Origin of the sequence: Coleofasciculaceae cyanobacterium (assembly GCA_036703275.1) — a bacterium.
Classification (GTDB): domain Bacteria; phylum Cyanobacteriota; class Cyanobacteriia; order Cyanobacteriales; family Xenococcaceae; genus Waterburya.
In genome coordinates this window covers 89,678-106,864 of the sequence record DATNPK010000104.1, presented here as the reverse complement: position 1 = coordinate 106,864, position 17,187 = coordinate 89,678, and the positions used below count along the sequence as shown (strand labels likewise).

General features: G+C 39.7%; 21 protein-coding genes. 14 read left to right on the top strand and 7 right to left on the bottom strand.

Features of this window, described 5'->3' with window-relative positions; translation table 11 throughout:
- Positions 1 to 26 precede the first annotated feature (26 nt).
- Genes V6C71_23415 through V6C71_23405 form a run of 3 tightly spaced genes read left to right on the top strand, consistent with a single transcriptional unit; the run spans position 27 to position 2,827 of the window.
- Complete coding sequence (locus V6C71_23415; protein HEY9771405.1) at positions 27 to 917, top strand: PP2C family serine/threonine-protein phosphatase; 891 nt, start codon at positions 27 to 29, stop codon at positions 915 to 917.
- On the top strand, positions 889 to 1,374 hold the full coding sequence (locus V6C71_23410; protein HEY9771404.1) for a hypothetical protein: 486 nt from the start codon (positions 889 to 891) through the stop codon (positions 1,372 to 1,374). The genes V6C71_23415 and V6C71_23410 overlap by 29 nt, the downstream gene beginning before the upstream one ends.
- Positions 1,295 to 2,827, top strand: coding sequence for a PDZ domain-containing protein (locus V6C71_23405; protein ID HEY9771403.1), 1,533 nt, complete (start codon positions 1,295 to 1,297; stop codon positions 2,825 to 2,827). Before V6C71_23410 ends, V6C71_23405 begins: the two co-directional genes overlap by 80 nt.
- Positions 2,828 to 3,219: 392 nt before the next feature.
- On the opposite strand, the gene V6C71_23400 is transcribed toward V6C71_23405, so the two are convergent.
- Both V6C71_23400 and lepA read right to left on the bottom strand, forming a co-directional pair.
- Positions 3,220 to 3,801 (bottom strand): Uma2 family endonuclease, encoded by a 582-nt coding sequence (locus V6C71_23400; protein ID HEY9771402.1) that lies wholly within the window; start codon positions 3,799 to 3,801, stop codon positions 3,220 to 3,222.
- Positions 3,802 to 3,914: 113 nt separating this feature from the next.
- Positions 3,915 to 5,726 carry a translation elongation factor 4 gene (lepA, locus tag V6C71_23395; GenBank protein ID HEY9771401.1) on the bottom strand — a complete coding sequence of 604 codons (1,812 nt, stop codon included), beginning with the start codon at positions 5,724 to 5,726 and terminating at the stop codon, positions 3,915 to 3,917.
- A 373-nt stretch (positions 5,727 to 6,099) separates the two neighbouring features.
- On the opposite strand from lepA, the gene V6C71_23390 reads away from it, so the two are divergent.
- Together V6C71_23390 and V6C71_23385 are read left to right on the top strand one after the other, a co-directional pair.
- Positions 6,100 to 6,348: a hypothetical protein gene (locus tag V6C71_23390; GenBank protein ID HEY9771400.1), complete on the top strand. Its 249-nt coding sequence runs from the start codon at positions 6,100 to 6,102 to the stop codon at positions 6,346 to 6,348.
- Between the two features lie 185 nt (positions 6,349 to 6,533).
- Positions 6,534 to 8,213: an ATP-binding protein gene (locus tag V6C71_23385; protein ID HEY9771399.1), complete on the top strand. Its 1,680-nt coding sequence runs from the start codon at positions 6,534 to 6,536 to the stop codon at positions 8,211 to 8,213.
- Positions 8,214 to 8,312: 99 nt separating this feature from the next.
- On the opposite strand, the gene V6C71_23380 is transcribed toward V6C71_23385, so the two are convergent.
- Both V6C71_23380 and egtC read right to left on the bottom strand, forming a co-directional pair.
- On the bottom strand, positions 8,313 to 9,545 hold the full coding sequence (locus tag V6C71_23380) for an SUMF1/EgtB/PvdO family nonheme iron enzyme (GenBank protein HEY9771398.1): 1,233 nt from the start codon (positions 9,543 to 9,545) through the stop codon (positions 8,313 to 8,315).
- Positions 9,517 to 10,308 (bottom strand): ergothioneine biosynthesis protein EgtC, encoded by a 792-nt coding sequence (gene egtC, locus V6C71_23375; protein ID HEY9771397.1) that lies wholly within the window; start codon positions 10,306 to 10,308, stop codon positions 9,517 to 9,519. The genes V6C71_23380 and egtC overlap by 29 nt, the downstream gene beginning before the upstream one ends.
- A 265-nt stretch (positions 10,309 to 10,573) precedes the next feature.
- Between egtC and V6C71_23370 the strand changes: the two genes are divergently transcribed.
- Complete coding sequence (locus V6C71_23370) at positions 10,574 to 10,852, top strand: hypothetical protein (protein HEY9771396.1); 279 nt, start codon at positions 10,574 to 10,576, stop codon at positions 10,850 to 10,852.
- Between the two features lie 337 nt (positions 10,853 to 11,189).
- Positions 11,190 to 11,933: an isoprenyl transferase gene (locus V6C71_23365; protein HEY9771395.1), complete on the top strand. Its 744-nt coding sequence runs from the start codon at positions 11,190 to 11,192 to the stop codon at positions 11,931 to 11,933.
- Positions 11,934 to 11,942: 9 nt separating this feature from the next.
- Here the strand turns inward: V6C71_23365 and V6C71_23360 are convergent, their stop codons facing one another.
- Positions 11,943 to 12,287, bottom strand: a complete 345-nt coding sequence (locus V6C71_23360) for a hypothetical protein (GenBank protein HEY9771394.1) — start codon at positions 12,285 to 12,287, stop codon at positions 11,943 to 11,945.
- Positions 12,288 to 12,334: 47 nt separating this feature from the next.
- Between V6C71_23360 and V6C71_23355 the strand changes: the two genes are divergently transcribed.
- The 7 genes from V6C71_23355 to V6C71_23325 are packed head-to-tail and all read left to right on the top strand — an operon-like array spanning position 12,335 to position 15,708.
- On the top strand, positions 12,335 to 12,625 hold the full coding sequence (locus tag V6C71_23355; GenBank protein ID HEY9771393.1) for a DUF6439 family protein: 291 nt from the start codon (positions 12,335 to 12,337) through the stop codon (positions 12,623 to 12,625).
- Positions 12,626 to 12,680: 55 nt separating this feature from the next.
- On the top strand, positions 12,681 to 13,433 hold the full coding sequence (locus V6C71_23350; protein ID HEY9771392.1) for a YebC/PmpR family DNA-binding transcriptional regulator: 753 nt from the start codon (positions 12,681 to 12,683) through the stop codon (positions 13,431 to 13,433).
- A 58-nt stretch (positions 13,434 to 13,491) separates the two neighbouring features.
- Positions 13,492 to 13,671: a hypothetical protein gene (locus V6C71_23345; protein ID HEY9771391.1), complete on the top strand. Its 180-nt coding sequence runs from the start codon at positions 13,492 to 13,494 to the stop codon at positions 13,669 to 13,671.
- A gap of 10 nt (positions 13,672 to 13,681) precedes the next feature.
- Positions 13,682 to 14,158, top strand: a complete 477-nt coding sequence (locus V6C71_23340; GenBank protein ID HEY9771390.1) for a CHAT domain-containing protein — start codon at positions 13,682 to 13,684, stop codon at positions 14,156 to 14,158.
- A 12-nt stretch (positions 14,159 to 14,170) separates the two neighbouring features.
- Complete coding sequence (locus V6C71_23335) at positions 14,171 to 15,223, top strand: CHASE2 domain-containing protein (GenBank protein ID HEY9771389.1); 1,053 nt, start codon at positions 14,171 to 14,173, stop codon at positions 15,221 to 15,223.
- Positions 15,220 to 15,522, top strand: coding sequence for a hypothetical protein (locus V6C71_23330; GenBank protein HEY9771388.1), 303 nt, complete (start codon positions 15,220 to 15,222; stop codon positions 15,520 to 15,522). Before V6C71_23335 ends, V6C71_23330 begins: the two co-directional genes overlap by 4 nt.
- A gap of 18 nt (positions 15,523 to 15,540) precedes the next feature.
- Positions 15,541 to 15,708 (top strand): hypothetical protein, encoded by a 168-nt coding sequence (locus tag V6C71_23325; protein ID HEY9771387.1) that lies wholly within the window; start codon positions 15,541 to 15,543, stop codon positions 15,706 to 15,708.
- A gap of 119 nt (positions 15,709 to 15,827) precedes the next feature.
- Here V6C71_23325 and V6C71_23320 read toward each other — a convergent pair whose 3' ends face one another.
- Entirely contained in the window at positions 15,828 to 16,649 is an 822-nt protein-coding gene (locus V6C71_23320) for a PHP domain-containing protein (protein ID HEY9771386.1), read from the bottom strand.
- Between the two features lie 71 nt (positions 16,650 to 16,720).
- The gene (locus V6C71_23315; GenBank protein ID HEY9771385.1) at positions 16,721 to 17,062 is read right to left on the bottom strand and encodes a hypothetical protein; all 342 of its coding nucleotides are present in this window, start codon (positions 17,060 to 17,062) and stop codon (positions 16,721 to 16,723) included.
- Positions 17,063 to 17,187: the final 125 nt, after the last annotated feature.

The following is a 17,187-nucleotide window of genomic DNA, read 5'->3' as shown; positions in this document are numbered from 1 at the left end:
GGGACTTTAAACACAAAGGAGAACTAATGAACTCGAAAGCGATCGCTCGTTCGGCAATTGGAACGAGTCATACTAAGCAGCAGATGCCCTGTCAGGATTATGGCGATTATAAAATTATTAATGATGCAATTATCGGTGTCGTAGCAGATGGGGCTGGTAGTGCTAAACATAGCAATATTGGTGCAAAGTTAGCTGTGGATACGGTTTTAAAGACGTTCACAGCTCAAGATATCGCTACTATTACCGAATTGTACGGTTCTCATAGCGTTAAGGAAACGGAAAGAACAAACTCAGCCTGGAAGCCTTGGAATTTATTAGGCAAGAGTGAGAAAAATAGCAATGCCGCTGTTACTATTGCTCAATCTCCTACTGAATTAAAGGCTAATCAGTTTTTTAGCAAAATTGTTAAGCAAGTAGTACCTGCTTTATCAACCCAAGCGGAAAGCAATAATTATTCTATTGACGATTTAGCCTGTACTTTGCTAATTGTTGTGGCAACTTTTGAAGGAATAGCTGCAATGCAGATTGGCGATGGCTTTATTACTGTCCGTTATCCCGAACAAGATCCACAACTACTTTTTCCTCCCGATAAAGGGGAATACATCAACGAAACTACTTTTGTTACTTCGAGTAATGCTTTAAAAGATATGAAAGTAGCGGTACAGCCTGGACAGCCAGAATTTGTCTGTGCTTCCACTGATGGGCTAGAAAGATTAGCAATTCGCATGAGTGACTGGACACCTTTTACTCCTTTCTTTCAACCACTAGAACAATATCTACGGGAAACCAACAACTTGGAAGAGTCAGACGAATACTTGTTGAGTTTCCTAAATTCAGACAGGCTAAACGCCCGCACCGACGACGATAAAACCTTGTTTTTGTGTTTATATGATAGTTCTTCTAACCCGCCACAGTAATAATCAGCCTGTATCTTTAACCAAGCAGATTGCCGATAGTGGCGAAGGACAAGTTTGGGAAACTAATCTTAAAGGCTATCTAGCAAAAATTTATCATGAGCCCATCCCAGCTAGAATTGCCAAGCTGAAGGTGATGCTGGCTAACCCACCAGCCGATCCGATGTTGAGTCACAATCATGTTTCTATTGCTTGGGTATCGGATTTACTTAAAGATAGTAATAGTAAATATCTCGGCTTTTTGATGCCAGCGATCGCAGATAGTAAACAGCTTTCTAGTGTCTACAATCCCCGACTGCGTAAAAAAGTCGCCCCAGGCTTTAACTGGTATTATCTCCACGTCACGGTATTAAATACCGCGTGGATTATTCAAGAGATTCATGCCAAAGGTATATGTCTTGGGAGATATCAAGCTAGAGAACATTCTTGTAAACGATCGCCCTATGACTGCGGTAATTGATACTGATTCCTTTCAGGTACGAAATCCCCAATCTAGTAAAGTATATCGCTGTACCGTAGATTCCGAAGGCTTTACTCCTCCCGAACTCTTAAGCAAAGACTTTGACACTAGCAATCAAACCGAAATACACGATCGCTTTCGCTTGGGAGTATTAATTCATTATCTACTATTTGGCTATCATCCTTTTTTTGGAAACTGGACTGGTGTAGGGGAATCTCCCGAACAAACTGAATTAATTAAACAAGGCTATTGGTATGCTGCTTATAATAGTCCGATCCGCGCTAGCAAAACTACCATCCCCCTCGATGTCGTTCATCCAGAACTTAAAAAGCTATTTCTCAAATGTTTTAACGAAGGACATACAAAACCTCATCTACGCCCTACTGCTTTAGATTGGCACAACACTTTAGAGGTTGCAGTTAATGAACTAACTGTTTGTAACCAAGTGGATAGTCATCATTATAGTAAGCATTATGGTAAATGTTGTTGGTGCGATCGCGTTGCTAATCTAGGGGTTGATATTTTTCCTGGTGGGATTGGAAAAGCTAGAATTCCCTCGAAAAAGAGTGAAACTATAAAATATCAGAAAGATGATCGAGCATTAGGTGACATTACACAAAAGTACTTTCCGAAAAAACCACCTTCTTCTTCATCTCAAACAACACATCAAAATTATCAATCTAAGTCACAAGTATTCAAACAGAATTCTACGCAGCTATCACAAGTAGCTCAAACAGCACCTTCAATAATCGTCAAACATAAAAATAAATTGTTAATTGCTAGTGCTGCAATTTTAGTTGCATTTTCAAAAATCGCAATTTATGGACTTACGACATCTTATTTACAAACCAAAGCAGAAGAAAAGCAAGCTGAAGCTGAAAAACAACAATTGCCGCAGCAGCGAGATTTGGCTGAAAGAGAAATAGAAGAATATATCGTCGGGGCAGGAATTTCACTAACAAAAGATAAAAATAAATTTCCTATGGTTACCGAAGTTTTCAAAGATTCCTCAGCTTATAAGAAAGGTATTAAAGTAGACGACAGAATCTTGAAAGTAAATGGTAAATCTACTGCTAACAAAGATTTAGATTATGTAACTAGTCTAATTCGTGGCGAAGTTAATACTCAAGTTACTTTGAAAATAGCTCGTCTAGGGCAAAAAAATCAAAACTTCAAGCTAACTCGTTCTCGCTTCCGTAACGATAATATTGCTGAATCCTATTTCAATAGAGGCAATATTCGCTTGGACTTAAAAGATTATCGAGCAGCTATTGAAGATTATACACAAGCTATCCTTCTCAATTCAGATTATGCCGATGCTTATAACAATCGAGGTGATATTCTTCATAATCATTTAGGAGATAGGCAAGGGGCAATTAGAGACTTTCAAAAAGCTGCTAATCTTGGCGACGAAGTAGCTAGAAAAAATCTTAAAATTATTCAAGGAGAATAAAAATGTTGATATCAGGAGTAAAACAGTACAAAAATGTCGAATTTATTAATGGAATTTTTCTCTGAGATTCTCGGCAAATACTTCAGTACTAGGTAATGAGTAATACTTGTACAACAAACATTCAAGAAAACATTACGGTAGCTCTAACAAACAATCATCAGTCAATTCAAATGAATTCATCTGATGTGATGATAAGTAACGTCACCCATTAAGTAAAATTTGCTCACCGATTCGATCTATATCTTCTTTTTCACCTTCCATAACAATAATATATTAGATGATAAAATCAGCGTTAAGTTTCATAATTTAAAGTAATTCCTAGAACGCGATCGCTCTTGCTCAAATTGAAATGGCAAAGGCGAGCGCTTTTTTTAAATTACTAGCAATACTAACTATTCCCAAATAAAATCTAACTCAATTACTAATTCAATTAATATATTTTCTCCTGACATAGTAAGAGGTTTGTTTAATATTTCGGTAGATTGTCCCAAGCGATATATTTCTACTTGTTGCTGTTGAGAATTGATTAACCAGCCTAATTTAACACCGTTATCTTGATACTCTTTCATCTTAGCCTGAATCGTTTCCAGGCGATCACTTGGTGACATCAACTCTAAAACAAAGTCTGGCGCTAGAGATAAAAACTTCGTTTTCTCTTCTCTCGTCAAACGATTAACTCTTTCCTTAGCTATCCAGCTTACGTCAGGCGATCGAATTGCACCATTGGCTAAAATAAAACCTGTAGAAGAATCACACACCACACCTAGCTTATATTTTCGATTCCAATTCCAAAATTGGGCGATCAATCCAGCGTTGTTCATTCCTGTCTCATAGCCAGTGGGAGGCATAATGAGTAACTCTCCTCGATCATTTGTTTCTAGTTTTAAGTCAGGATTAAGCTGACATAACTGTTCAAAGTGTTCAACAGTAATGCGATTAGCTAAAGGTTTCAAATTAAGAGTGTAGGTATTCATATCGCAAGCTTATGACTGGATACTTCTCAAATATAAAATATTTAGTTAAAGCGATCGCCATACTCTTTAGATTTCCCATAGTGTTAATCGAAATTGCGATCGCCGACCAGCAATTACTCTTTGCCCAATTTCAACACTGCCATAAATGCTTCTTGAGGAACATCTACTGTACCAATGGCTTTCATCCGTTTTTTCCCCTTGGCTTGTTTTTGCAGTAGTTTTTTCTTACGAGAAATGTCACCACCGTAACATTTAGCCAAAACATCTTTACGTAAGGCAGGAATGTGTTCACTAGCGATAACTTTTGCCCCAATAGCAGCTTGAATTGGCACTTTAAACTGATGGCGGGGAATTAATTCTTTGAGCTTTTCAGTTAATGCTCGACCAACATAATAAGCCTTGTCTCGATGCACAATAGTTGAAAGCGCGTCTACGGGATCTTTGTTTACGAGAATGTCTAACTTGACTAAATGATCCGCACGATAGCCTAACATTTGGTATTCCATACTGGCATAACCTTTAGTACGGGACTTCATCTGGTCAAAAAAGTCGGTAACTACTTCGGCTAGAGGAAGTTCGTAAATCAAACAAGTACGGTTTTGCGTAAAATACTTCATGTCCTTAAAAACTCCCCGTCTAGTCTGGCACAAGTCCATTAAGGTACCGACGTAGTTTTCGGGGGTAATAATTTCTACCTTAATATAAGGCTCTTCAATCTTCTCGCGCTGTTGAGGATCGGGTAAAAGACTAGGGTTATCGATTTCCATTACTTCCCCTTCTATGGTGGTAACACGATAGATGACCGAAGGTGCGGTAGTAATAAGTTCGAGGTTATATTCTCGTTCTAGTCTTTCTTGGACAATTTCCATGTGCAGCAGCCCTAAAAATCCACAACGAAAGCCAAAACCCATGGCGCTTGAGGTTTCGGGTTCATAGGAAAGAGCAGCATCGTTAAGCTTCAGTTTTTCTAAGGCTTCTCTGAGGTCAGAATATTGATCCGAGTCTATGGGAAACAAACCACAAAAAACCATCGGCTTAGCTTCGGTGTATCCAGGCAAAGGCTTTAGTGCAGGAGTATCTACTAAAGTAATAGTGTCGCCGACACGGGCATCTTCTACAGCTTTAATCGCAGCAGCAAAATAACCTACTTCCCCTGCATGAAGTTCATCAACTTCCACCTGAGTTGGGGAAAGAACTCCAAGTTCATCAATAACGTATTCTTTCCCCGATGCCATCAGACGTACGTTATCGCCTTTTTTAACCGTGCCATCCATAACCCGAAAATAAACAACTACTCCACGATAGGCATCGTAATAGCTATCAAAAATCAGCGCACGTAGAGGTTCGTCTATAGTGTTTTGGGGCGGTGGTACTAGCTGCACGATCGCTTCTAAAATATCGTCAACTCCCAAACCAATCTTAGCTGAAGCCTGAATAATATCAGTACAGTCTAAACCTACTACATCCTCAATTTCTTGAGCAACGCGCTCGGGCTCAGCTCCTGGTAAATCAATTTTGTTGAGTACGGGAATAATTTCTAGATCGTTTTCTAATGCTAAATAAACATTAGCTAAAGTTTGTGCTTCAACTCCTTGAGAAGCATCTACTACTAATAATGCGCCTTCGCAAGCAGCTAGAGAGCGCGATACTTCATAAGAAAAATCTACGTGACCAGGAGTATCAATTAGATTTAAAACATATTTTTGCCCATCTTTGGCAGTGTAGTTCATTCTAGCTGCCTGTAGCTTGATGGTAATTCCTCGTTCTCGCTCCAAATCCATGTTGTCGAGGAATTGTTCTTTCATCTGCCTCTGGGCAACGGTGCCAGTAGATTGCAGCATTCGATCTGCCAGGGTAGATTTACCATGATCGATATGAGCAATGATTGAGAAGTTACGGATGCGAGAGACGGGAACGTCAGTCATAAAAATTTATAATAATTAAAAGTTTTTAAAAGTTATTATTTGGAGTGCTTTCCCTTGTGCCTAGTAGATACGCATCTTGATGCGGTTTCTCGATCAGGATAAGCCTACGGCATAACTTCTTGCAACAGTCTCTTCAACGGATCACAGAAGCGCAACTCGTTGCGCTTCGCTATAAGATAAGCGTGCAAGTCTTTATCTGCGGACAAATTCTTCGTGGCGATGTGGGGTCATACCTCTATTCGTTTAAACTAATTGTAATGTTCATTTTTACCTATTTCCAATAAGATTGCAGATTTTTCTTAAGTCGATCGCGTTTTAAGCGAGGGTTCTGGTCTAATAGGTAAAATAAAAAAATGAATCAGGAAAAACGTTTATGAATGATGAGCTCCCTAACGAGAATAAATCCGAGGGCGAAACTAGAATGCCAGACAAAATTCAGGTATCGATCGATTTAGACTTAGAAGTACTGGAGCAGATTAAGCATCTGACTAATGATCCCAGTCGAGTGATTGAAGCAGCGATTAAACAGTGGCTTAGAGGCGAGAGAAATGGCGAGACTGACCTGACTCGAACTTTTCAGCGTAATCCTCCTGTACCACCCCAAGGAGAATGGAACGACTAAGAGGCAGGATGAAGCAAAGAATTGAGAATTGAGTACTGAACACTATCTACTGACTAATCCCTACCTCAGATATCTATAGGTTATAGTTTCAGGTGTGACGTCCAATTTGTTTGGCATTCCAGTGAAATGTAATCTACTTGACAATGCTCCCTAGATTTGATTCAAAACTCAATAGTAATACCACTATGTCGGTCAGCGAGATTGAATGGCAGCATTTGGGAGCAGAATTAGTTTTTACTCAGGATATTGCTGGCAATTATCTTTCTTTTTGGTGGGCAAAAGCTGAGGAACACGGATTAGATAGCGATCGCTATAATACTCATTTAAGTAGCCAAGTTTTTGCCCCCGTTGATTCTTTAGCTTATTTAGAAAAAATTCGCCGTGCCATTAAACGTCGCTTACCAGAACAATGCTACTGTCTGTTTCAATCTGGCGCAACCTCCTATTCTTTTGAGCTAGTTATTAGCCCCATACTACCCCTAAAAGGAGAACCTCAGGCTGTTTTAGTTATCGGACATTTGTTAGAAGAAGCAGAAATGTTTTCTTTTGCTGAGAATGAAGCACCAGCAGCAATTTATAGCTATCAAAAATTATTGAGTGAGGTCGTTCACCAGATCCGCCGTAGTCTTGATTTAGCAACCATTTATCAACAAACAGTTGATAATGTTGGTTTAACTTTTGCTGCTAGTCGCTGTCTAATTTTTTTGGCAAATTATGACAATATTACTAGACTATCGGTAGAAGCAGAATATTATCATGCCAAATATGATTCGACTACTAAATATCAGGTTGACTGGCACAATGAGCTTCATTTACAACAGGCGTTGGAATCAAGTTATCCCTTGGCGGTAGACTTTATTGAACAAGATGTTCTCCAACGCAAGTCTATTTTGGTTATGTCGACCAATTGCCAGAGTGAAAATAATATTTTAATTTGTTTACAACAGTGCGATCGCTATCGCCATTGGACAACGGCAGAAATGGAAATGCTGCGGGAAATTGCCGAACAGGTAGAGGCAGCCGTATCCTTAGCCAAGCTCTATCGTGAAGTCGAGCAGGCAAGTATTCAAGCTGAAGAAGCAAACCGCCTTAAAAGTGATTTTCTGGCTAATACCTCTCATGAATTGCGTACTCCCCTAAACGGTATTATTGGCTTTCTCAAGCTGTTGCTCGAAGGCATGGCGGATAATGCCGAAGAACAACGAGAATTTATTGAAGAAGCCTATAAATCTTCCATTCATTTGCTTAATTTGATCAATGACATTTTAGATATTGCCAAGATTGAAGCTGGCAAAATGGAATTAGAGTTAACCGAAATCGAACTAGATGAACTATTTCATAATGTAGATAATTTAATTCATACTCAAGCAGAACAAAAAGGCCTTAATTTTCAGCTCAAATATCCGGCAACTCTTACTCCTGTAACGCTCTATGGCAATTATCAACGCCTGCTTCAGGTAATGTTAAACCTGGTTGGCAATGGCATCAAATTTACCCAAGAAGGAGGCATTATAATTAGTGCCGAAGTGAATAATAAGAAAATAAAATGTCAAGGTGTAGAATTTCCAGGAATGGTTAAAATCAGCGTTGCCGATACAGGAATAGGAGTTTCTCTGGAAAAACAAAATAAACTGTTTGAAAACTTTTATCAAGTTGATGGCTCACGCACTAAATCCTATGCTGGCACTGGTTTGGGCTTGGCTATTTCTCAAAAGCTAGTCGAGGCGATGGGAGGAAGCATTTCTTTTTATAGTATGGGAGAAGGTTTGGGTTCGACAGTTACTTTCACCGTACCTCTGACTCATCTACCCGTAATTAATACGGCTCAGAGTGAAGGAGCAAATACAAATATTAGTAATCAATAATTGGCATAATTTTAGTATATTTATACCAACTAATTATCGATCAAAGCTACGTGAACAGAATCTTTTGAGTAGTCGGCTTAAAGTCACGTCAATTTCGCACTATCGATCTTTTACACAACGAAAGCCAGCAAATATCTGTCTAACTTCGGGATGATACCAATTGCGGAAACTAGTTCTCAAAGATGCGCTACTGGTTGCCCAACTACCTCCCCTTAATACTCGATGTTGCCCATCAAAATAAATTTCTGAATAGCCTTGATAGGGATAATGCGCAAATCCTGGATAACCAGCAAACCAAGAAGCGGTCCATTCCCAAACGTTACCCAGCATATCTTGACAACCATATTTGCTGCGGTTTGGATAAGTGGTTACAGGAGTAGTATGTCCAATTAAACGACTGTGGTTGCAAGTCAAAGATGATCCCAAAGCAGCTTTTGACCATTCGGCTTCTGTAGGTAGTCTTTTATGGGCAAAATTAGCATAAGCTTCGGCTTCGTAGTAACTAACGCCACATACAGGATGATCTAGCCAGTCTGAAGAATTAGACCAGTACAAAGGCTGGGAAACGGGATTTTGTTGCAACCATTGCCAACCTGATTTTGACCAGTATTGAGGCTTTTGATAACCGTCAGCAGCGATAAACTGAGAGTATTGACCACAGGTGACAGGATAGCGATCGATCCAATAAGTATCTAAATATAACTTATGAGCAGGACGTTCATTGTCTAATGCGGCGATCGCATTGCTACCCATAATCAATTCTCCTGCCTCAACTCTGACCATTTCATCATAATTGTTAAGTGAAAGCGCGATCGAATCAGAGGTTATTTGTGATTTAGATTTACCAAAATCAATTAAGAATAGGCTGTACTTGCGCTGTTGATGCAGTTGCAAGATGAAAGAAATAGTTTCTCCGTGTTGGCTTTCATGTTGAACTAACCATCGCCAAAGACGCTCCTGTTGTCCAAGGGGTGCAGTTGCTAAATAGTCTAAAGTTTTAGCCCTAACAGTGTGTAGATAATCTTTAATAATTGCTGGACTAGGTAGGTTTTGACGCTCATGCTTTGGTAATCCATCAGCAGCAAATAAACGCTGATACTTAGAAAAGCTAGGAGGTAAACCAGCCAGACATTCTAAAATCCAGTAAGCTTCAGTAAAGGCAATATGACCGAAATGCCAGCCAATCGGACTAAACTCTGGCTGTGCCTGCTGAAAAAATAGCGATTCATCTAATTCATTTATTTGGGCAAATAAATCCAGGGAAAGTTGACGGGTTTGTGCTAATGCAGCTGCAATAGATTGTCTACGAAATTGAATTGAGGCTAACTTCAAGGTTTTCTCCTACACCAATAAGACTTTTTTCTGGACAAGCAATCCAGTTACCCTCAAACATCGGTTCTGAGGCGATAATTACTGCATCAGAATCAAGAGAATTATCTTTTATATAGTATAAAGTAGGGCTGGTTGCACGGTTAGAATAGCGACAGGCAGCTAATTCCCGACCATTGCTCAAAACAATATTGGCAGAAAAATTGGTTTTGTCCGATTGCGCTAGGTGTGTTAAACGGGTAATAGTATTGCTTAGAGCTTGCTGTAGACTAATACCGTTGTTAGTTTCCAGTTCATCAACAATCAAGGCAAAAATATGCTCTGAGTCGGTAGTACCCTCGATACGTTGATAAGCAAAATCATTTAACTCATTGCGAATTGGCCGATAAAGAGTTTGGCGAAAGTCATCAATAAAACCATTGTGAATAAATACTAAATTCTGATGTGAAAATGGTTGACAGTTGATCATATCTACCGAAAGACTGGAAGTTGCACTGCGCACATATCCTAAAAAACACGGGGATTTAATATATCGTGCTAGCTGGGGTAAATTGGCATCATTCCAGATCGGTAAAATATTTTTGTAAAAGTAGGGGAGATTTTCTGGCTCTAAACCGTACCAAGCAATTCCAAAGCCATCAGCATTTAACAATCCTGCGGTCATTTCCTGAGGCTTATAACTTTGAATAATTAAAGAGTGTTGTGGTTGGATTAGTATACGGTCTAGTTGAATGGAAGAACCCAGGTAGCCTAATAATCGACACATTGTAAGTAGTTAATATTTATGCCTTTTATATTCAAGCATGACGTTGTTAAGTTTATCTGTTTTGTGTGTTTGGTCATGCGATCGTCTTAAATGACCAGAAACGTTGTAAATTAAACCTGCATTTCAACCGCGCCCTTTTAAATATTTTGAAAGTATATTTAGTAAAAATCTTGATAAAATCTGACAAGTTATTCTCGTAGCGCGATCGCAAAACGTAACTAAAGAGCGATCACGTTAGTATAGAACACTAGAGTAATTTAAAGTCATGACTAGCATTAAAGAAAAATTAAACCGCAAACTAAATAATTTATCTCCCGAAGAATTAGATTCAGTTCGTCAATTTGTAGAGTCACTCGAACATCAACCATCGTCGGCAAATACCAAATATCCTTTAACCAATGAAGATATAGATACAGTTGTCGCATCCTTTCGTCAGCAAAATAAACTACCAATTAGTTTAGCTAAAAAAGAATTTACCGTTCCCGATGATTTTAACGATCCCTTACCTAATGAAATTTTCGACCTATTTAATAATCCTGAATGAAGTTGCTTCTGGATACTCATATTTTTCTTTGGCTCATTAATGACGAGCAACGTTTGTCCGATTTCCCCGACAGACAAACTACGAGAATTTATTTAAACTAAATGCAATACAAATAAACTATACTTTTCGGAAGCAAGTTTGATGTATCAGCCAACAATGGATTTAGCGGGAGAAGTTTGTTTTAGACCGAACTTTAGAATATTTACACTCTTGCTGTGCATCACCAGATTTGTTTGGGAACAATAATGTTGAATATAATCAGCCTAAAATCGGTATTTTCTAAGTAATAATAATCCAACTGTCGTTGTTTCACCATCCTTAAACTCAAATAATTTCTATGACAGCCCAACTATTAACTAATTTAACTAACAAAATCAATTTGGCAAAATTGCCTCACCACGTTGCTGTAATTATGGATGGCAATGGTCGCTGGGCAGAAAAAAGAGGGTTACCTCGGATTGAAGGACATAGAAGAGGCGCAAAAACCCTGAAAGAAATGCTGCGTTATTGCAAAAACTTGGGAATTGAAACTTTAACTGCTTATGCCTTTTCTACTGAAAATTGGGGTCGCCCTATAAAAGAAGTTAACTTTTTAATGACCTTGTTTGAAAGGCTCTTACAAAAAGAATTAAAAGAGATGGAGGAGGAAGAAGTTAATATTAATTTTATTGGTGATTTGACTCCTTTACCCCAGTCATTGCAGCAGGAAATGCGTCGTTCCACAGAACGCACTAAGAATAATAGAGGCGTTTTTTTTAATGTGGCAATTAACTATGGTAGTCGTAACGAAATGATCAATGCCTGCCGTGCGATCGCGAAAAAAGTACAGTGCGGAGAATTAACCACCGAAGCAATTAACGAAGACACAATAGCGCAACATCTTTATACCTCTGCTAGTTCTGACCCCGATTTACTAATTCGTACCAGCGGGGAAATGCGCCTGAGTAACTTTATGTTGTGGCAGCTAGCCTATACAGAAATTTATGTGACGGATACCCTTTGGCCTGATTTTAATCAGCAGCAATTCGAGTTAGCTTTGGAGTCTTTTCAACAGCGCGATCGCCGTTTTGGCAAAGTTTGATAATCGATCTTAAGTTGCCCAGATACGGAGAAACCAGCCGAGCGCAATTCCTAAAAAAACAAAGCGTATTACCTGCCAAAAAACATCAGGTAGCAGAACACTTTCTAAATTAAGCTCTAAACTATCTAACTCCTTCTGGAGGCTACGCAGTTCGGTTTTTAAAGGTTTGACAAGAGTGCGATCTTTTTGTTGCTGTTTTAATTCTTGCTGACGCTCTAGCAGCTGCGATCGCTTTTCGAGATCCTGTTTCACCTGGGTATGTCTTTCCTGTAGTTGTACCAAGGCTTGCTCTACCTCAACTAAAATTTGTTCTAATTCGTTTTCTTTCAGATCGCCAGATTTGGGAGATGACATCGTTAGAATTAAACATAAAGTAGTTTAGATCGACACGATATTAACCTATGTTTGACATAACGCCCCTATCAACCAACAAAGTATCTGCTGAGTTTACCGATCTAGAATTAGCTCAGGCCTTAGCCGAACGAAGCGTAATCGCCCATCAGAACTGGCATCGCCTCAAGGGAAATCGTCAAGCCCAGGCAAAACAACAGCTAACTTCGGCATTAGTTTTTTTACTCAAAGACCGACCTCAAGAAGCTCTCCAACATCTCAATCAAGCTACAGGATGGTTAAATGGTTCTTTAGCCAGTCCTCCTTGTCCCGATGCTCAAAAGAAAAAAGCCAAGGATTAAACCATTTGTCAAATAAAGCAGAAATCATTGAGAAAAATAGAGGTGGACAAAAACCGTGGCAGGACATAGTAAGTGGGCTAATATCAAAAGGCAAAAAGCGAGAGTTGATGCCAAAAAAGGTAAAACCTTCACTCAACTATCTAGGGCGATTATTGTTGCAGCCCGTAATGGCATCGCCGATCCTGATGGTAATTTTCAACTCCGTACCGCAATAGATAAAGCGAAAGCAGCAGGGGTGGCTAACGATAGTATTGAGCGATCGCTGGCTAAGGGTGCAGGAACTTATCAAGATGATGATGCTCAACTAGAAGCAATTCGCTACGAAGGCTATGGTGCAGGAGGAGTAGCAGTCTTAATCGAAGCCTTAACTGATAACCGTAATCGTACTGCTGCCGATCTGCGTTTAGCATTTACCAAAAACGGCGGAAACTTAGGAGCAACAGGCTGTGTCAGCTGGATGTTTGAGCAAAAGGGAGTAGTAACCATAGGAAGTAGCGACGAGGAAAAATTGCTTGAAGCTTCTATCGAAGGAGAAGCAGATACGTATGAGATATATAAGCAGGAAGGAATTGCCGAAATATTTACCGAAGTTGCTAACCTAGATCGCTTGAATCAGACTTTGCATAAGTACAATTTCTCAATCCAAGACGTTGAACTAAAATGGATATCCACAAATAACCTGGAAGTAACCGACTCAGAGCAAGGGCGATCGCTAATCAAACTGATCGACACTTTAGAATCTCTCGACGATGTACAAAACGTCACGGCTAATTTTGAAATGAGCGAAGAATTAATTACAGTTAGTTGATTGACAAAACAGTTTTTTTGAGCTGGTTAACTATGTTAAACCAGAGCAAGATTTTCTTATGCGAAATTGCCCTGGTTTTAATCTGATTGATAAACATCTGCGCGAAGAGCTAAATCGAAAAGAAGTAATCAGAATTTTAATTTGTAGCGATCGCCCTGAAATCTATCAGCTACCCTGGTGCTGTTGGGATTTAGTCGAAAACTATCCGAATTTAGAAATTGCCGTCATTCAATCTTAATTTTGCCCGTGTGCCTATTGTTCCTATACATCGACACAAACACAACAAGGTCAGAATTCTAGCAATCCTGGGAAATGGTCGAGGAATCAATTTAGCAGCCGATCGTTTTTCGCTCGATGCTTTACAAGATGGAGAAGTTAAGTTTTTAATCGAACCTACGCCTCAAGAACTAGATGACTGTTTGTGGCAAGAATCCTGGGATATTATCTTTTTTGCTGGACCTAGTAAAACTCTGGCAAGACAAGGAATTTTATATCTTAATGCCGAAGATCGTCTAACCATCGAGCAGCTGAGAAACGGATTTAAACAGGCGATAGCTTCAGGACTACAGCTGGCGATTTTCAATTCTTGTGATGGATTAGGATTAGCTGAAGAATTGGGTCAGTTGTCTTTACCCCAGTCGATTGTCATGCGGATGCCCATACCCGATGTGATGGCGCAACAGTTTGTTAAATACTTTCTCCAGGCTTATGCTGGCGGCAATTGACTATACATTGCCATGAGAAAGGCAAGAGAACAACTACAGGGTTGGGAAAAACAGTTTCCCTGCGCTAGCTGGTTAGCGACAATTCACCAAAATCCCGCAGTAATTCCGCCTTACTGGTCAGATTTACGGGGTAAAGGTTTATTATTTCCTGATTCAATTAAAATTTTCACTCAGCGATTATTCCTAAGCACCCTATTACTGATTAGTGCGATCGCCACGGTTATCGTTTGGTTAATGCAATCTTGGGGCTGGTTACAGGTAGGAGAATTAAACAACTACGAGCGTATGATGGGTTGGCGATGGAATCGTCCGATTAATGAACGGGTTTTAGTCATCACCATTGACGAAGACCGAACCTACCAAAAAGAACAGGGTATGCTTTTTAATATGCGTGGCTCTTTAGCCGATGCTGCTTTAAACCAATTAATCGGTAAACTCCAGTCTGGACAAGCCAAGGCGATCGCCTCAGATGTGATTCATGATTTTCCTTTTGACTCTCAACTAGCCGATACTATAGCCCACAGTGATAATTTCTTGGCTATTTGCCGTATCAAAATTGACCAACCAAAATTGGTTAGTCTTGCTCCACCGTTTCAACTACCTCCGCAGCAGGTAGGCTTTAGTAACTCGGCGATCGATGGCGATGGAACAGTTCGTCGCCAAATTTTAGGAATGTCTCCCGATAGCGTCTGTCAGAGTGATTTTTCGCTTAGTTTGCGTTTGGCTCTTAAATATCTCGATAATATCTCGGCAAATTTTAATTCTCAGGGTGTGCTACAAATTGGCAACACCATATTTCCTAAACTTGGAGCAACTAGTGGTGGCTATTATTTGCCAGAAGCTCAGGGCTATCAAATTTTACTCAATTATCATCGAGCTTTGCCCCAAACTATTTCCTTAAGGGAAATATTAACTATGCCAGAAACGTCTTTACCAACAATGGTTCAAGATAAAATTATTTTAATTGGCGTTGTGGGATATAATCACGACCTGCATCTTACTCGATACAGTCGAGGACAACAGGCAAAACGTCTTCCTGGGGTAGTTTTGTTCATGCTCAAATGACTAGTCAGATTGTTGATGCGGTTTTGGGTGAGCAAAAACTACTTTGGTGGCTGCGCGATCGCATTGAACTGCTATGGATTACTGCCTGGTCGCTGGTTGGTAGTGCCATAGTAATAATTGGCAAACACTCTTTAAGCCAGATTACCCTAAGAATTGCTGCTTCACTCATGTTGCTGTTAGGCTGTTGTTGGTTGCTTTTTCTGACTGGAGGCTGGGTAGTGGCGATCGCTCCAGCTTTGAGTTTAATGCTCTCAGCCACAATTACCGCCGTCTATAGACCAAAATTTAATTGTTCATAAATGAAATAAGATTGCTATATGTTACTTGCTGCTATTTTAGCCTTACTATTAATTGGCAATTGGTTCTTAACTGAAACTCTGGTGCTTATTCCCGTAGATCTGATTACCCGCCTTAGCTCTTATGGGTTGTGGGGTTTAGGTTTGGTGGTAGTGTCATTTCTAGCTTGGTGTATTAGCGATGATTGAGAATAATACTAAATCCGATTGCTCAACTACTCTATCATCACAATAGCTAAAACTCTCCTGACTTTTCTTCCCGCAGGATATCCGAAGGTGTATGCTTTAGCACAATGTGACTTCTAACTCTATTTACCTACCGCTTGCTTCAAAGGTTCGAGTAAACTAAGCGGCAAATTTAACTGATTTAGCTGCCAGCGTTCATTTTCGGGATGCTCTAGATCATAGCCATGATAATCTGTTCCCCCCGTCATTAATAGATTGTATTTTTGACAGAGTTCTCTGAGACGATTTACCTTATTATTGCCATGATGAGGATGATATACTTCAATACCCATTAATCCTGCTGCGACTAATTCTGGTAAAATTTCCTCAACTTTGCCACCGCGAAACAGGTAAGGATGCGCCCAAACTGGAACACCACCACAGTCACTAATTAAACCTATTCCTTCTTGGATCGAAAACTTTTCATAATGCACATAGGCTGGTCGATCTTCTGCTAAAAAACGCTCAAAAGCATCTTGACTAGAATTTACATAGCCCGCTCTTACCATGGCGCTAGCTAGATGAGGACGACCTAACGCCATATTGGCATCTAATTGCTCTAATTTTAGCGGATAACCCATCTGGGCCAAGTTTTCTAGCATTTGCTTTGCTCTGCGCTTTCTGCCTGCCAAACGCTTAGCTAAAGGATCTGCTAAAAGCTCTCTTCGGGGATAGTAGCCTAAAATGTGAAGCGATCGCCCGTGATGAACAGTGCTTAATTCAACTCCTGGTACGATTTCTAAATTATAAAGTTTAGCTGCTGCGATCGCTTCATCCCAGCCATAAAGAGTATCGTGATCGGTAATTGCTAAAGCTTTGACTCCTGCCTTGGCAGCTCTTGCAACCAACTGTTGTGGGGTTAAAATCCCATCAGAATAAGTAGTGTGAGTGTGTAGTTCGAGCATCTTTTTGGGGAGTGTAATAAATTAAAGATAGTTTAATTTACTCCTACTTTCATTTAATTACATCTAAATGCCTACTCTATATATTGTGCATATATTGATTTAATTTTTATCTCGATCTCGTCTTTTGCTAGCTGATGACATATGGAAGTTGGTGAAATTAACATGGCTGCTTCAACTGCTTGTTTGAAATTACTCGCTGCACGATTTTTGGCAATAAGATATATCTGCTCATTCCAGCGACTGATTAAACTTTGAGCTTGTGAATATTCTTTTGCTCCTGGAGCTATTTGCTGTAAAGTCCCTATTGCCTGATTGTAAGATGAAGCCCGCTCGGGATCGATTAATGTTTTGGCTTTAACTAAATAATCTTGGTAAAAATTCTGTTCTTGCCCTGTTTGCTGCCAATCTTTCACTGCTTTTGTTGCTTCTTTAGCAATTAATTGAGTAGAGGAATAATTTTAAGGAATTAACTTAGCAGCAGCGATCGCGCCAGCCAAGTCTCCGTTATCAGCTCGTCCTTAAGCAATATCCAAAATTG

What these genes read in the sequence shown, in the direction of transcription:
- V6C71_23415 (HEY9771405.1), top strand. Translation starts at nt 27, where the DNA reads ATGAACTCGAAAGCGATCGCTCGTTCGGCAATTGGAACGAGTCATACT.
- V6C71_23410 (HEY9771404.1), top strand. Translation starts at nt 889, where the DNA reads ATGATAGTTCTTCTAACCCGCCACAGTAATAATCAGCCTGTATCTTTA.
- V6C71_23405 (HEY9771403.1), top strand. Translation starts at nt 1,295, where the DNA reads ATGCCAAAGGTATATGTCTTGGGAGATATCAAGCTAGAGAACATTCTT.
- V6C71_23400 (HEY9771402.1), bottom strand. Translation starts at nt 3,801, where the DNA reads ATGAATACCTACACTCTTAATTTGAAACCTTTAGCTAATCGCATTACT.
- lepA (HEY9771401.1), bottom strand. Translation starts at nt 5,726, where the DNA reads ATGACTGACGTTCCCGTCTCTCGCATCCGTAACTTCTCAATCATTGCT.
- V6C71_23390 (HEY9771400.1), top strand. Translation starts at nt 6,100, where the DNA reads ATGAATGATGAGCTCCCTAACGAGAATAAATCCGAGGGCGAAACTAGA.
- V6C71_23385 (HEY9771399.1), top strand. Translation starts at nt 6,534, where the DNA reads ATGTCGGTCAGCGAGATTGAATGGCAGCATTTGGGAGCAGAATTAGTT.
- egtC (HEY9771397.1), bottom strand. Translation starts at nt 10,308, where the DNA reads ATGTGTCGATTATTAGGCTACCTGGGTTCTTCCATTCAACTAGACCGT.
- V6C71_23370 (HEY9771396.1), top strand. Translation starts at nt 10,574, where the DNA reads ATGACTAGCATTAAAGAAAAATTAAACCGCAAACTAAATAATTTATCT.
- V6C71_23365 (HEY9771395.1), top strand. Translation starts at nt 11,190, where the DNA reads ATGACAGCCCAACTATTAACTAATTTAACTAACAAAATCAATTTGGCA.
- V6C71_23360 (HEY9771394.1), bottom strand. Translation starts at nt 12,287, where the DNA reads ATGTCATCTCCCAAATCTGGCGATCTGAAAGAAAACGAATTAGAACAA.
- V6C71_23355 (HEY9771393.1), top strand. Translation starts at nt 12,335, where the DNA reads ATGTTTGACATAACGCCCCTATCAACCAACAAAGTATCTGCTGAGTTT.
- V6C71_23345 (HEY9771391.1), top strand. Translation starts at nt 13,492, where the DNA reads ATGCGAAATTGCCCTGGTTTTAATCTGATTGATAAACATCTGCGCGAA.
- V6C71_23335 (HEY9771389.1), top strand. Translation starts at nt 14,171, where the DNA reads ATGAGAAAGGCAAGAGAACAACTACAGGGTTGGGAAAAACAGTTTCCC.
- V6C71_23330 (HEY9771388.1), top strand. Translation starts at nt 15,220, where the DNA reads ATGACTAGTCAGATTGTTGATGCGGTTTTGGGTGAGCAAAAACTACTT.
- V6C71_23325 (HEY9771387.1), top strand. Translation starts at nt 15,541, where the DNA reads ATGTTACTTGCTGCTATTTTAGCCTTACTATTAATTGGCAATTGGTTC.
- V6C71_23320 (HEY9771386.1), bottom strand. Translation starts at nt 16,649, where the DNA reads ATGCTCGAACTACACACTCACACTACTTATTCTGATGGGATTTTAACC.